This is a genomic window from Streptomyces sp. NBC_01257 (assembly GCF_035917255.1).
Lineage (GTDB): Bacteria > Actinomycetota > Actinomycetes > Streptomycetales > Streptomycetaceae > Streptomyces.
This window is the reverse complement of record NZ_CP108472.1, coordinates 6,790,595-6,803,010: the sequence shown is the minus strand read 5'-3', so window position 1 is coordinate 6,803,010 and position 12,416 is coordinate 6,790,595. Positions and strand designations below refer to the sequence as shown.

Below are 12,416 nucleotides of genomic sequence, written 5' to 3'. Positions count from 1 at the left end.
ACGTGGCGTGGGTCACGCTCCGTCGGAGTGCGTCAGAACCGGTCACGGGTGATCACACAATGATCACCATGACCTCGCTGCACACCAACCAGCTGTTCGACCGCCTCGATTCGGCGGAGAGGATCCTCGTCGCCGGTGCCGGCGGAGGCTTCGACATCTACGCCGGGCTCCCCCTCGCGCTCTCCCTGATCCACCGGAACAAGCAGGTGCGGCTCGCCAATCTGTCCTTCAGCGCGCTCGAAGGGCTCCCCCTGGACTCCTGGCTCGCCCCCGACCTCGCGGTCATCACCCCCGAAACCTCCCTCCATCAGGTGTACTTCCCGGAGCGGACCCTCGCGCAGTGGCTCGCCCTGCACGGCTACCCGGACACCGTCCACGCCCTGTCCCGCACGGGTGTCCAGCCGCTGCGCGACGCCTACCGCGCGTTGATCGAGCGGTACGACATCGACGCGGTCGTCCTGGTCGACGGCGGTACGGACATCCTGATGCGGGGCGACGAATCCGGTCTGGGCACCCCGGAGGAGGACATGACGAGCGTCGCGGCGCTCGCCGGGATCGACGGCCCGGAGTGCTTCGTCGTCTCCATCGGCTTCGGCGTCGACGCCTACCACGGGGTGAGCCACGGCCTCGTCCTGGAGAACATCGCCGCGCTCGAACGCGACGGCGCGTACCTGGGGGCGTTCTCCGTACCCCGTACGACGCGCGAGGGCGCACTGTTCCTCGACGCGGTGGCCCATGCCCAGGAACACACGCCCGATCATCCGAGCATCGTCAACGGATCGATCGCCGCGGCGGTGCGCGGAGAGTTCGGCGACGTACGGTTCACCTCGCGCACCAGCGGCAGTGAGCTCTTCATCAACCCGCTGATGTCGCTGTACTTCGCCTTCGAGCTGGAGGGGCTCGCCCGCAACTGCCTCTACCTCGACCGCATCGAGGACACCCACCTCCTGCGTCAGGTCAGCAGCGCGATCGAGGCGTTCCGGGACGGGGTCCGGCAGCGTCCGCCGCGCCGGATACCGCACTGACGGCCCCGGGATCCGTCGTGGCTCGATTACGCCCCTCGTCCCAAGGCGGTTGGTTCCACGGACAGTTACGGACATCATCCGGTGATAGAACCGGTGCGACGGCCCCGCGCGAAGGAGCGAACTCCGATGAGCACTCCCAACAAGGACATCGAGAAGGTCGAGGTCAGGCTCAAGTGGGACCCCAGTCCCCAGGGCGAGCCCGCCCATGACCTCGACATCATCGCGGCGACCTATCCGGCCGACGATCCGTACGGCAGCCCCGGCTACCTCGTGCACTTCGACAGCCGCGCGCCCGACGGCACGATCACGCTCAACCGCGACAGCAGGACCGGTCAGGGCCTGGGATACGACGAGGTCATGACGCTGGAGCTGGACCGGCTCTCGGAGACGTACTCCCGGGTGGTCGTCGGCGTCGCGATCCAGCAGCGCGACGGCCACAAGACGTTCGCCTCGATAGAGAACACCGGTGTCCAGATCCGCGAGGGGTACACCACCATGGCCGAGGACGACTTCTCGTCGGTCGGCGCGGCGACGGCGGCCGTGGTCGCCGAGTTCGTGCGGGACTCCTCGGGTGTCTGGCAGTTCCACGGCACGGTGCGGGGGTTCGACGGGGACGCCGACTCATTCGCCACGGCGATGGGAAACCGTCCGCCGGGAGCGTGACGGTGCGGGCGGACGGCTGAAGGGGCGGGCAGCTTGCCGGGTGTCCGGCCGCGGGACCAGGGGGAAGATGTTGCGGGGCAGTGTGCTGGACGGACGCTACGTGCTCGGAGAACGACTGGGCCGAGGCGGCATGGGGCAGGTCTGGAGCGCGCGGGACTCCCGGATGGACCGCGATGTCGCGGTCAAGCTGGTCACAGCGATTCCGCAGGTGGGTGAGCAGGAGACGTTCCTCCGGTTCCGCAGGGAGATCCGGTCGGCCGCCGGCCTGCCGGGGCGGCACACGGTGTCCGCCTACGACTGCGGTGAGGCGCTGATCGACGGTGAGCGCGTGCTCTACCTGGTGATGGAACGGCTGTCGGGCCGCACGCTGCGGCAGACCGTCGCGGACGAACGCCCCCACTGGACGGTCGCCACCCGGTGGGGGCGGCAGGTGGCAGTGGCGCTCGCTGCCGCGCACAGGCAGCGGATCGTGCACCGGGACATCAAGCCGGAGAACGTCATGTTCGCCGCGGACGGCGACCTGAAGGTTCTTGACTTCGGGATCGCGAAGTTCCTCGGGGACACCGTACGGGTCAACGACCTGACCGGCACCGGTGTGGCGCTGGGGAGCCTCCTCTACATGTCGCCCGAGCAGTCACGGGGCGAGGCCGGCATCGACCACCGGACGGACATCTACTCGCTCGGCTGTCTGCTGTACTTCATGCTCACCGGCCGTCCGCCGATCGTCGCGGACAATGTCCTGGCGTTGATCCATCTCCAGACCCACGAGCAGCCGGCGCCGCCGCACACCCTGGTCGACGGGATACCGGCCGAGGTCAGCGGACTCGTGATGCGTCTGCTCGCGCATCGGCCGGACGACCGGCCGGGTTCGGCACGGGAAGTCCTCGCCGAACTGGACGCTCTGCGTGACAGGGTCCCTCGCGACGTGAGCACCGAAGCAGTGCGCCCTCGCGCCGGAGAAGAGGCCGGGGCCGAAGCGGCGGACCTCCTGGAGCAGGCGCGACGGCACGCTCACGCGAAGCGCGAAGAAGCGGACGCGCTCTTCGAGGAGACCCGGGCGAAGGCTGCCCAGGCCGCTGCCGCCTTCGAGACGAACCTCGCCAAGCGGCGTGAACAGTCCGAACGGGACCTGGCCGCTCGTCAGCAGATGGCGCTGACGCGCCTCGACGAAATAGAGAAGAGGGCCGAGCAGCTGCGTGCGGAAGCCGAGAGCTTGCGTGCGGATGCGGAGCGCCGTGCCCGGCGCACCGTCGAGGACGCGCGCCGGGAGGCTGATGCCATCCTCGCGCGGGCAGGCAGCCGAGCGAAGCGGCAAGCGGGCGAAGAATCATCCGGCGGCCGGCGGAGCGCAGGGGGTGGTGCCGGGCCGGCTGAGGACTTCACGCCGTTCTGGTTCGCGGTGCCGGTACCCCGGCCGCTGTACGGAGTCGACGGTTCACAGAGGCAGATCGCCGAACTGGCGACGGGTGTCTGGTACCTCGCGCTCGAACACCACGAACGGGGCCTCGTCGCCCAGACCGAGGACGGACGGCGCGGCGTGCTGCAGGACACGACCGGTATCCAGCGCGGCTGACGTTCCCGGTGCCGTGCCGGTCACCACGGCTGAGCCCATACGTCCGCCGGACCAGGGCCCCGCGACGGAGAGCAATGGTGGCCGGAGAGCCGAAGAGGGGGTTCCGGAAAGTTCCGGAACCCCCTCCTCACCAGGCACTACGGCGTCTCACCGATCAGGCCGGTCGCCGCATCGGGTGCGGCCCGGCCCAGCGGATCAGCTGCAGCCGCTGGTCGAGCCGCAGCCCTCGCAGATGTAGCAGGAGCCGGCGCGCTGCATCTTCGTACCGCAGGAGAAGCAGAGCGGGGCGTCCGCGCTGATGCCGAGCTGCATCTCGACCAGTTCGGCCGAGGTGTGCGCCGTCTTCGGGGCCGGCGTACCGGCCTCCTGCACCGGCGCCACGGCCTTCAGCGGCTCCGGCTGCCGCACGGGGGCGGACTGGGCCAGGTTCTCGGCCTCCAGCTGCTCCTCCTCGAACGTCGGCTCGTAGGAGCCGGTGTCGAGGTGGCGCTGACGCTCCTCGGCGGAGTGGATGCCGAGGGCCGAGCGGGTCTCGAAGGGCAGGAAGTCCAGCGCCAGGCGGCGGAAGATGTAGTCGACGATCGACTGCGCCATCCGCACGTCCGGGTCGTCCGTCATGCCGGCCGGCTCGAAGCGCATGTTGGTGAACTTCGAGACGTACGTCTCCAGCGGGACGCCGTACTGCAGACCCACCGAGACGGCGATGGAGAAGGCGTCCATCATGCCCGCGAGGGTCGAGCCCTGCTTGGACATCTTCAGGAAGACCTCACCGAGACCGTCGTCCGGGTAGGAGTTGGCGGTCATGTAGCCCTCGGCGCCGCCCACAGTGAAGGAGGTGGTGATGCCGGGACGGCCCTTGGGCAGACGCTTGCGGACCGGGCGGTACTCGATGACCTTCTCGACCGCGGTACGGATCGTGTCCTCGGCCTTGGCCGTGACGGCCTCCTTCTCCTTCTCCTTGGTCTTCGCGGAGAGGGGCTGGCCGACCTTGCAGTTGTCGCGGTAGATCGCGAGCGCCTTGACGCCCATCTTCCACGCCTCGAAGTAGACCTCCTCGACGTCCTCGACGGTGGCCGTCTCCGGCAGGTTCACCGTCTTGGAGAGCGCGCCGGAGATCCACGGCTGGATGGCCGCCATCATGCGCACGTGGCCCATCGCGGAGATGGAACGCTCGCCCATCGCGCAGTCGAAGACCTCGTAGTGCTCGGTCTTCAGACCGGGAGCGTCGATCACGTTGCCGTTCTCGGCGATGTGGTCGACGATCGCCTCGATCTGCTCCTCCTGGTAGCCCAGGCGGCGCAGGGCCTGCGGGACGGTGCCGTTGACGATCTGCATCGAGCCGCCGCCGACCAGCTTCTTGAACTTGACCAGGGCGAGGTCGGGCTCGAGGCCGGTGGTGTCGCAGGACATCGCGAGACCGATGGTTCCGGTGGGCGCGATGACCGAGGCCTGCGCGTTACGGAAACCGTTCTTCGCGCCGAGGCGGATCACGTCCTGCCAGGCCTCCGTCGCGGCGGCCCAGACCGGGTTGTCCAGGTCGTCGGCGTGCACGGCCACCGCGTTGGCGTCGGCGTGCTGCTTCATGACGCGCTGGTGCGGCTCGGCGTTGCGGGCGTAGCCGTCGTACGGGCCGACGACCGCGGCCAGCTCGGCGGAGCGCTTGTACGAGGTGCCGGTCATCAGCGAGGTGATGGCGCCGGCGAGCGCGCGGCCGCCGTCGCTGTCGTACGCGTGGCCGGTCGCCATCAGCAGGGCGCCGAGGTTGGCGTAGCCGATGCCCAGCTGGCGGAAGGCGCGGGTGTTCTCACCGATCTTCTCGGTGGGGAAGTCCGCGAAGCAGATCGAGATGTCCATCGCGGTGATGACCAGCTCGACGACCTTGGCGAAGCGCTCGGACTCGAAGGACTGGTTGCCCAGGCCGTCGTCCTTGAGGAACTTCATCAGGTTCAGCGAGGCGAGGTTGCACGAGGTGTTGTCCAGGTGCATGTACTCGCTGCACGGGTTCGAGCCGTTGATCCGGCCGGACTCCGGGCAGGTGTGCCAGGCGTTGATGGTGTCGTCGTACTGGATGCCCGGGTCGGCGCAGGCCCAGGCCGCCTCGGCCATCTTGCGGAAGAGGGACTTGGCCTCGACCTCTTCGATGACGTCGCCGGTCATGCGGGCGCGCAGCCCGAACTTCCCGCCGGACTCGACGGCCTTCATGAACTCGTCGTTCACGCGGACCGAGTTGTTGGCGTTCTGGTACTGGACCGACGTGATGTCGTCGCCGCCCAGGTCCATGTCGAAGCCCGCGTCGCGCAGGGCGCGGATCTTCTCCTCCTCCTTCACCTTGGTCTCGATGAAGTTCTCGATGTCGGGGTGGTCGACGTCGAGGATGACCATCTTGGCCGCACGGCGGGTGGCGCCACCGGACTTGATCGTTCCGGCGGACGCGTCGGCGCCGCGCATGAAGGAGACCGGACCGGAGGCGTTGCCGCCGGAGGAGAGGAGCTCCTTGGAGGAGCGGATACGGGAGAGGTTCAGGCCGGCACCGGAGCCGCCCTTGAAGATCATCCCCTCTTCCTTGTACCAGTCGAGGATCGACTCCATGGAGTCGTCGACGGCCAGGATGAAGCAGGCCGAGACCTGCTGCGGCTGGGGCGTGCCGACGTTGAACCAGACCGGGGAGTTGAAGCTGAAGATCTGGTGCAGGAGGGCGTACGCCAGCTCGTGCTCGAAGATCTCGGCATCCGCGGGAGAGGCGAAGTAGTTGTAGTCCTCGCCGGCCTTCCGGTACGTCTTCACGATCCGGTCGATCAGCTGTCGCAGACCGGTCTCGCGCTGGGGGGTGCCGACAGCCCCGCGGAAGTACTTGCTGGTGACGATGTTGACCGCGTTCACCGACCAGAAGCCGGGGAACTCGACGCCACGCTGCTCGAAGTTGATCGAGCCGTCGCGCCAGTTGGTCATGACGACGTCACGGCGCTCCCACGCCACCTCGTCGTACGGATGCACGCCGGGGGTGGTGTGGATGCGCTCGATACGCAGGCCCTGCTTGGTCGCAGTCGACTTGGCTCCCTTGTTGCGGGAACCTCGTGCCGGGCCGCTCGCCGTCTCTGTCATGCCGCCTCCCATATGTGGGCAAAAACGCCCTGAAGTGCCGAGAACTTCCCCGGGCACAGTCTGTGTCTGATGCCTCGGGCGCCGCGCACGGCGTCCGGAGCAGGTCTGCGTGCCGCGCCGGTGCCGATCCTCGGATCGGTGCCGGCCGGCGGGTGCCGCTAGTCGGCGGCGACGGCGGGAACGGGGACCTCGGGGGTCTCGCCGGTCCCGCATCCTTGTACGGGAGGCCGTCGCTCGCGGAGTTCCACGATGGCGGCCTCGAAGTCCTCGAGGCTGTTGAAGGCCCGGTAGACGGACGCGAACCGCAGGTACGCGACGAGGTCGAGTTCCTGCAGGGGGCCGAGGATGGCCAGACCCACGTCGTGAGTGGTCAGCTCGGCGCTGCCGGTGGCGCGCACCGCCTCCTCGACCCGCTGGCCGAGCTTGGCGAGGGCGTCCTCGGTGACCGGCCGCCCCTGGCACGCCTTGCGCACGCCGGAGATGACCTTGGTACGACTGAAGGGCTCCGTGACGCCGCTGCGCTTGACCACCATGAGCGAGCAGGTCTCCACCGTCGTGAAACGGCGGGAGCAGTCGGGGCACTGACGACGGCGGCGGATCGAGGTCCCGTCGTCGGTGGTGCGACTGTCGACGACCCGGCTGTCGGGGTGCCTGCAGAAGGGGCAGTGCATGGCTCCCAACCCTCCTTCACAGCACGACTGAATAGCCTCTTCAGGCCCGGTTACGGGCCCTCGAAGCGGTCTCAAGCATAGGCGATGACCACACCCCCGATGGACGGGGACCACAACTTCTGGGCGGTCGTGACAATCCAACCACTAGATCTTGGGTTTGGCCGCGCATTCGGCCCTAGCGCGTGTCGCGCGTTCCGGGCGGCCGGAAGGCAGCGTACGGCCGACCACGAGGGTACGGGAAGCGAGCGGCGCCGCCGATTGCGGGGCGGCCGTCGGCGGACCGCCCGAACGGGCGGACACGCGCACCCGGGACCACCCCGCGCGCCGGCGCCGCGGGCGCGGCCGCTACCGTAATAGTCCGAATTGCCGGTGGACCCGCGCGCGAGGCGCGGGGTCCGGGCCGGTGGCGAAACAGCCCTCCCGGCTTCGCTCATACACCTGCCATTGAACAGCCGACAGCCTTTTATTCGTTTTTCACTCGAACGTGTGTTTGGCGCAACCTTTCGAAAGCTACTACCGTTGTCCAGCTAGGGAGACCATTCGAGAGGGGCCGACGTGACCACCACCGCAGACAGTGCCATCATCACTGCCCAGGACCGCTCCCAGAGCCGACTCGAGCCGGTGCATGCCATGAATGACTCAGTCACGAACACGGAGGGGCCGGAGCCCGCGCGCCCAGCGCGCTCGCTGCCCGGACGACCTCCTGGAATCCGGGCGGACAGCTCGGGGCTCACGGACCGGCAGCGGCGAGTGATCGAGGTCATCCGGGACTCCGTACAACGCCGGGGATACCCCCCGTCGATGCGGGAGATCGGTCAGGCGGTGGGCCTTTCCAGCACGTCCTCCGTCGCACATCAGCTGATGGCCCTGGAGCGCAAGGGCTTCCTGCGCCGCGACCCCCATCGCCCCCGGGCGTACGAGGTGCGCGGTTCGGACCAGCCCAGCACGCAGCCCACGGACACGACCGGCAAGCCCGCGGCGTCGTACGTGCCGCTGGTCGGCCGGATCGCGGCCGGTGGTCCGATCCTCGCCGAGGAGTCCGTCGAGGACGTCTTCCCGCTCCCCCGCCAGCTGGTCGGGGACGGCGAGCTCTTCGTGCTGAAGGTCGTCGGTGACTCGATGATCGAAGCGGCGATCTGTGACGGGGACTGGGTCACCGTGCGCCGCCAGCCCGTGGCGGAGAACGGCGACATCGTGGCCGCGATGCTGGACGGCGAGGCCACGGTCAAGCGCTTCAAGCGGGAGGACGGCCATGTGTGGCTGCTCCCCCACAACTCCGCGTACCAGCCGATTCCCGGCGACGAGGCGACGATCCTCGGCAAGGTCGTGGCGGTGCTGCGTCGGGTGTGAAGCCCCGCGTCATCCCGGCAGGGCCCCGGAACCGCCACGGCGGTTCCGGGGCCCTGCCGCTGTCTGCGGGCCGTCGGTGTCCACGGGCCGCCCGTGGCGCCCGTCTACTTGTCGTCGGCCTTGGCGGCGGCGTCGATCGCGGCGAGCGAGCGGCGTGCCTGGTTGGGGTCGGTCGTGTACCAGAAGTCGGGGAGCGAGGCGCGCAGATAGCTGCCGTACCGGGCGTTGGCCAGACGCGGGTCGAGCACCGCTACGACACCCTTGTCCCCCGTGGCGCGGACGAGACGGCCGGCGCCCTGAGCCATCAGCAGCGCGGCATGCGTGGCGGCCACGGCCATGAAGCCGTTGCCCCCCGCGTCCTCGACCGCCTTCTGCCGCGCGCTCATCAGCGGATCGTCGGGACGCGGGAACGGGATCCGGTCCATGATCACCAACTGGCAGCTCGCACCGGGCACGTCGACGCCCTGCCAGAGCGAGAGCGTGCCGAAGAGACAGGTCTCCGGATCGGCCGCGAAGTTCTTGATCAGCTCGCCCAGGGTCTCCTCGCCCTGGAGCAGGATCGGCTTCTCCAGCCGGCCCCGGAGCTCCTCGGCGGCGGCCTGGGCCGCCCGCATCGAGGAGAACAGTCCGAGCGTGCGGCCGCCCGCCGCCTCCACCAGCTCGGCGAGCTCCTCCAGCATGTCGGTGCGGGCGCTGTCCCGGCCGGGGGTGGCCAGATGCCGCGCGACGTACAGGATTCCCTGCTTCGGATAGTCGAAGGGCGAGCCGACGTCGAGCCCCTTCCACTGCGGCACGTCATCGCCCGCGGTGCCTTCCGGGGAGAGGCCGAGCGAGGCCCCCACCCCGTTGAAGTCCCCGCCCAGCTTGAGCGTGGCCGAGGTGAGGACGACGGAGCGGTCGGCGAACAGCTTCTCGCGCAGCAGCCCGGAGACGGAGAGGGGTGCGACCCGCACCGAGGCGCCGAACCGGTCGTGGCGTTCGAACCAGACCACGTCGTACTCGGAGCCCTGGGTGATGCGCTCGGCCACGCCGTGGATCGTCTCGACCGAGGCCAGTGCCTGCTTGCGGACCGCGTCCTCGTCCTGGACGGACTTGTCGCGGGTGGAGCCCAGTGCGGTGATCACCGTGCGCGCGGCGTCGCGCAGCGCCATCAGCGCGTAGCCGAGGTCCTCCGGGACCTCCTCCAGGCGGCCGGGCAGCGCCAGCTCCATCACCCGCTCGAACCCCTCCGACGCGGTCTGCAGGGCGTCGGCGGCCTTCTCGTTGACCAGCTTCGCGGCGCGGCGGACCGCGCGGTTGACCTGGCCGGGGGTGAGCTCGCCGGTGGCTACCCCGGTGACCCGGGAGACCAGCTCATGGGCCTCGTCGACGATCAGCACCTCGTGGCTCGGGAGCACCGGGGCGCCCTCGATGGCGTCGATGGCGAGCAGCGCGTGGTTCGTCACCACCACGTCGGCGAGCTTGGCGCGCTCCCTGGCCTGCTCGGCGAAGCACTCGGCGCCGTACGCGCACTTGGTGGCGCCCAGACACTCCCGGGAGGAGACGGAGATCTGCGCCCAGGCCCGGTCCGAGACGCCGGGGGTGAGGTTGTCCCGGTCGCCCGTCTCGGTCTCGTCGGCCCAGTCCCGCATGCGCAGCAGGTCCTGGCCGAGCTTGCTCGACGGGGCCGCCGCCTCGAACTGGTCGAAGAGCCCCTCTTCCTCCTCCTGCGGCACGCCCTCGTGCAGGCGGTGCAGGCAGAGGTAGTTCGACCGGCCCTTCAGCATGGCGAACTGCGGGCGGCGGCGCAGCAACGGGTGCAGGGCGTCGACCGTACGCGGAAGGTCGCGCTCCACGAGCTGCCGCTGCAGGGCCAGGGTGGCCGTGGCCACCACGACGCGCTCGCCGTGTGCCAGGGCGGGCACCAGGTAGCCGAGCGATTTGCCCGTACCGGTGCCCGCCTGCACGAGCAGATGGGAGTGGTCGTCTACGGCCTCGGCGACCGCACCGGCCATGGCGGCCTGGCCGGGCCGCTCCGTACCGCCGACGGCGGTCACGGCGGCGTGCAGGAGCTCGGGGAGGGATGGCTTCGTCATAGCCGGACCAGCCTACGGGGCGCCACTGACAACGGCGGTCACTCCCGGACTCACACGGAGGGGTGGAGCGGGTTGGGTACCGTGCCGTGGACCGCCGCGTGCGGTCGCTCGGGCCGGTCGCGGTAGCCGTCCAGATGCAGGCGGTTGCGGTTCAGACAGAGGCGCTCGATGCGGGGCGTCAGCATGTCGAACATCTCGAACCTGTCCTTCAGCTCGGGGAAGCGGGCGTGGTGGCGCAGGATCTCCGCCCGGACGAGTGACCAGAATTCGCTCTCCGGGACGCCCAGCTGCTCCTCGCAGAGCGGGGACAGGAATCGGAAGACTCCGGTGAAGAGGCCGGAGTGGATGAACTGGGTGAGGAAGGCCGGCTCCTCGGTGAGCAGGATGCGGCGCACGTCCGCCGGCATCGTGTCGTGCTCGGGCAGCGGCCGGGCGCTGACGTTCACGTCGTCGACGAAGTCCTTGATCGCCAGTCGCACGGGAACGTCCCGCTCGTCGAAGACGACGATGGCGTTCTCGCCGTGCGGGGAGAAGACCGTGCCGTAGCGGTAGAGGAAGTGCAGCAGCGGCGGGAGCAGGGCGGCGAAGAGCCGGGTCAGCCAGACCGAGGGCGCCAGGCCGGAGCGCTCGACCAGCTCGGCGGTGAAGGCGCGGCCCTGCGGGTCGGTGTGCAGTAGGGAGGCGAGGGTGCGGGCCCGCTCACCGGGTGCGAGGCGCGGGAGGAGGGGTTCGCGCCAGATCGCGCCGAGGATCTCCTTGAACTGGTACGGCGTCTCGGGGAGGTGGTCGTAGAGCGGGTGCTCGACCGTGACCGAGGCGACCTCGCCGAGGAGGATGACACCGCAGGTGTCGCGCAGGAACGGATCGTTGTCGCGCAGCCCCTGCACCCAGCCGGTGACGGCGGGCGCGGCGAGGGTGCGTTCGGTCGGCAGGCCGCGCCAGACCAGCGTGTTGAGGATGGACAGCGGCAGCTTGACGGTGTGCCGGTCGGGCCGGTCCAGGTTGGCGAAGGTGCGGATGGACTGCTGCGGGAGCCGAAGGTCCGGATCGGCGTGCAGGGGCACGATGTCGCCGGCGGCGATGGCCGGGGCGAACAGCGGCACGATCCACTCGTCCCACTGCCAGGGGTGGACGGGCAGGAAGAGGTAGTCCTCCGGGTCGAGGGCGTTGCTGTGCAGGGCGGCGGCGAAGGACGCGCGGACCTCGGGGTCGAGCTCCTGGTCGTAGAGCCGGCCGGGGCGGGCGAGCGCGTTCACGCCCCGGTAGGCGGCGAGCCGGGAGGAGACGGCGATCCAGGGCAGTGTGACCGGGGTGCGGGCCTCGGGGGTGAAGCGCGCCGCGTCGGTGGCGGAGAAGCCGAGCCGTCCCTTGTTGGCGACGATCCAGGGGTGGCCCGTCTGGTGGCCCTCGAGTTCGGCGTAGTCGAGTTCGGCGAGTTCGGCGGCGGTGAGCGCGCCGTGGTCGAGGCGGGCGTCGGCGGTGAGGGTGGTGGTGAGCTCGCGGACGAGATGGCCGAGCGTGGCACCGTCCAGTTCGAGGAGGCGGCGGGCCCGGGCGAGGAAGAGCAGCGGGTCGCGGAAGGGGACGCTGCCGGCGACCTGGTCCCCGGCCGGTGCCCCGGTGGCCGCGTCGGCCTCCGTCGCCGCGCTGCTCGCCGCCCGGATCGAGTCGGGGGCGACCCGCCAGCTGCCGTACACCCCGCGCCGGGCGGTGAAGCTCAGGCTTCCGCCGTCGTCGAGGAGCAGGGTGTACGCGGTGCCCCCGGCGGCGCGCGGAACGGGCTGGATGACTTCCTCGTAGGCGAATTCGCCGAGCATCTTGGCGAGCAGCCGGGCGGCGGCTCGGTCCCAGACCGCCCGGTTCAGTTCCGGGGTGCTGAGCAGCGCGGGCGACGGGGCTGCATCACGGCTCGCGGGATATTTCGGCACGGAGACTCCTCGGGAGGGAACCGACGGGG

8 protein-coding genes are annotated in these 12,416 nt (G+C 69.9%); 4 read left to right on the top strand and 4 right to left on the bottom strand.

What is annotated here, in order from left to right:
- Positions 1 to 68 precede the first annotated feature (68 nt).
- The 3 genes from OG408_RS29700 to OG408_RS29690 all read left to right on the top strand — a co-directional run bounded on the left by OG408_RS29700 (position 69) and on the right by OG408_RS29690 (position 3,261).
- The gene (locus OG408_RS29700) at positions 69 to 1,025 is read left to right on the top strand and encodes a DUF1152 domain-containing protein (RefSeq protein ID WP_326672904.1); all 957 of its coding nucleotides are present in this window, start codon (positions 69 to 71) and stop codon (positions 1,023 to 1,025) included.
- Between the two features lie 126 nt (positions 1,026 to 1,151).
- Complete coding sequence (locus OG408_RS29695) at positions 1,152 to 1,688, top strand: TerD family protein (RefSeq protein ID WP_326672902.1); 537 nt, start codon at positions 1,152 to 1,154, stop codon at positions 1,686 to 1,688.
- A 100-nt stretch (positions 1,689 to 1,788) separates the two neighbouring features.
- Positions 1,789 to 3,261 (top strand): serine/threonine-protein kinase, encoded by a 1,473-nt coding sequence (locus tag OG408_RS29690; RefSeq protein WP_326672901.1) that lies wholly within the window; start codon positions 1,789 to 1,791, stop codon positions 3,259 to 3,261.
- 195 nt (positions 3,262 to 3,456) lie between these two features.
- Here OG408_RS29690 and OG408_RS29685 read toward each other — a convergent pair whose 3' ends face one another.
- Both OG408_RS29685 and nrdR read right to left on the bottom strand, forming a co-directional pair.
- Complete coding sequence (locus OG408_RS29685) at positions 3,457 to 6,363, bottom strand: vitamin B12-dependent ribonucleotide reductase (protein ID WP_266783708.1); 2,907 nt, start codon at positions 6,361 to 6,363, stop codon at positions 3,457 to 3,459.
- A gap of 158 nt (positions 6,364 to 6,521) precedes the next feature.
- The gene (nrdR, locus tag OG408_RS29680) at positions 6,522 to 7,034 is read right to left on the bottom strand and encodes a transcriptional regulator NrdR (protein WP_266783706.1); all 513 of its coding nucleotides are present in this window, start codon (positions 7,032 to 7,034) and stop codon (positions 6,522 to 6,524) included.
- Between the two features lie 555 nt (positions 7,035 to 7,589).
- Between nrdR and lexA the strand changes: the two genes are divergently transcribed.
- Positions 7,590 to 8,384 carry a transcriptional repressor LexA gene (lexA, locus tag OG408_RS29675; RefSeq protein ID WP_219573501.1) on the top strand — a complete coding sequence of 265 codons (795 nt, stop codon included), beginning with the start codon at positions 7,590 to 7,592 and terminating at the stop codon, positions 8,382 to 8,384.
- Between the two features lie 104 nt (positions 8,385 to 8,488).
- Here the strand turns inward: lexA and OG408_RS29670 are convergent, their stop codons facing one another.
- Both OG408_RS29670 and OG408_RS29665 read right to left on the bottom strand, forming a co-directional pair.
- Positions 8,489 to 10,459 carry an ATP-dependent DNA helicase gene (locus tag OG408_RS29670; protein ID WP_285571382.1) on the bottom strand — a complete coding sequence of 657 codons (1,971 nt, stop codon included), beginning with the start codon at positions 10,457 to 10,459 and terminating at the stop codon, positions 8,489 to 8,491.
- A gap of 50 nt (positions 10,460 to 10,509) precedes the next feature.
- Positions 10,510 to 12,387 carry an IucA/IucC family protein gene (locus OG408_RS29665; protein ID WP_326672897.1) on the bottom strand — a complete coding sequence of 626 codons (1,878 nt, stop codon included), beginning with the start codon at positions 12,385 to 12,387 and terminating at the stop codon, positions 10,510 to 10,512.
- Between the last annotated feature and the right edge of the window lie 29 nt (positions 12,388 to 12,416).

Excerpts from the sequence above, each read along its gene's own strand:
- OG408_RS29700 (WP_326672904.1), top strand. The coding sequence starts at position 69 with ATGACCTCGCTGCACACCAACCAGCTGTTCGACCGCCTCGATTCGGCG.
- OG408_RS29695 (WP_326672902.1), top strand. The coding sequence starts at position 1,152 with ATGAGCACTCCCAACAAGGACATCGAGAAGGTCGAGGTCAGGCTCAAG.
- OG408_RS29685 (WP_266783708.1), bottom strand. The coding sequence starts at position 6,363 with ATGACAGAGACGGCGAGCGGCCCGGCACGAGGTTCCCGCAACAAGGGA.
- nrdR (WP_266783706.1), bottom strand. The coding sequence starts at position 7,034 with ATGCACTGCCCCTTCTGCAGGCACCCCGACAGCCGGGTCGTCGACAGT.
- OG408_RS29670 (WP_285571382.1), bottom strand. The coding sequence starts at position 10,459 with ATGACGAAGCCATCCCTCCCCGAGCTCCTGCACGCCGCCGTGACCGCC.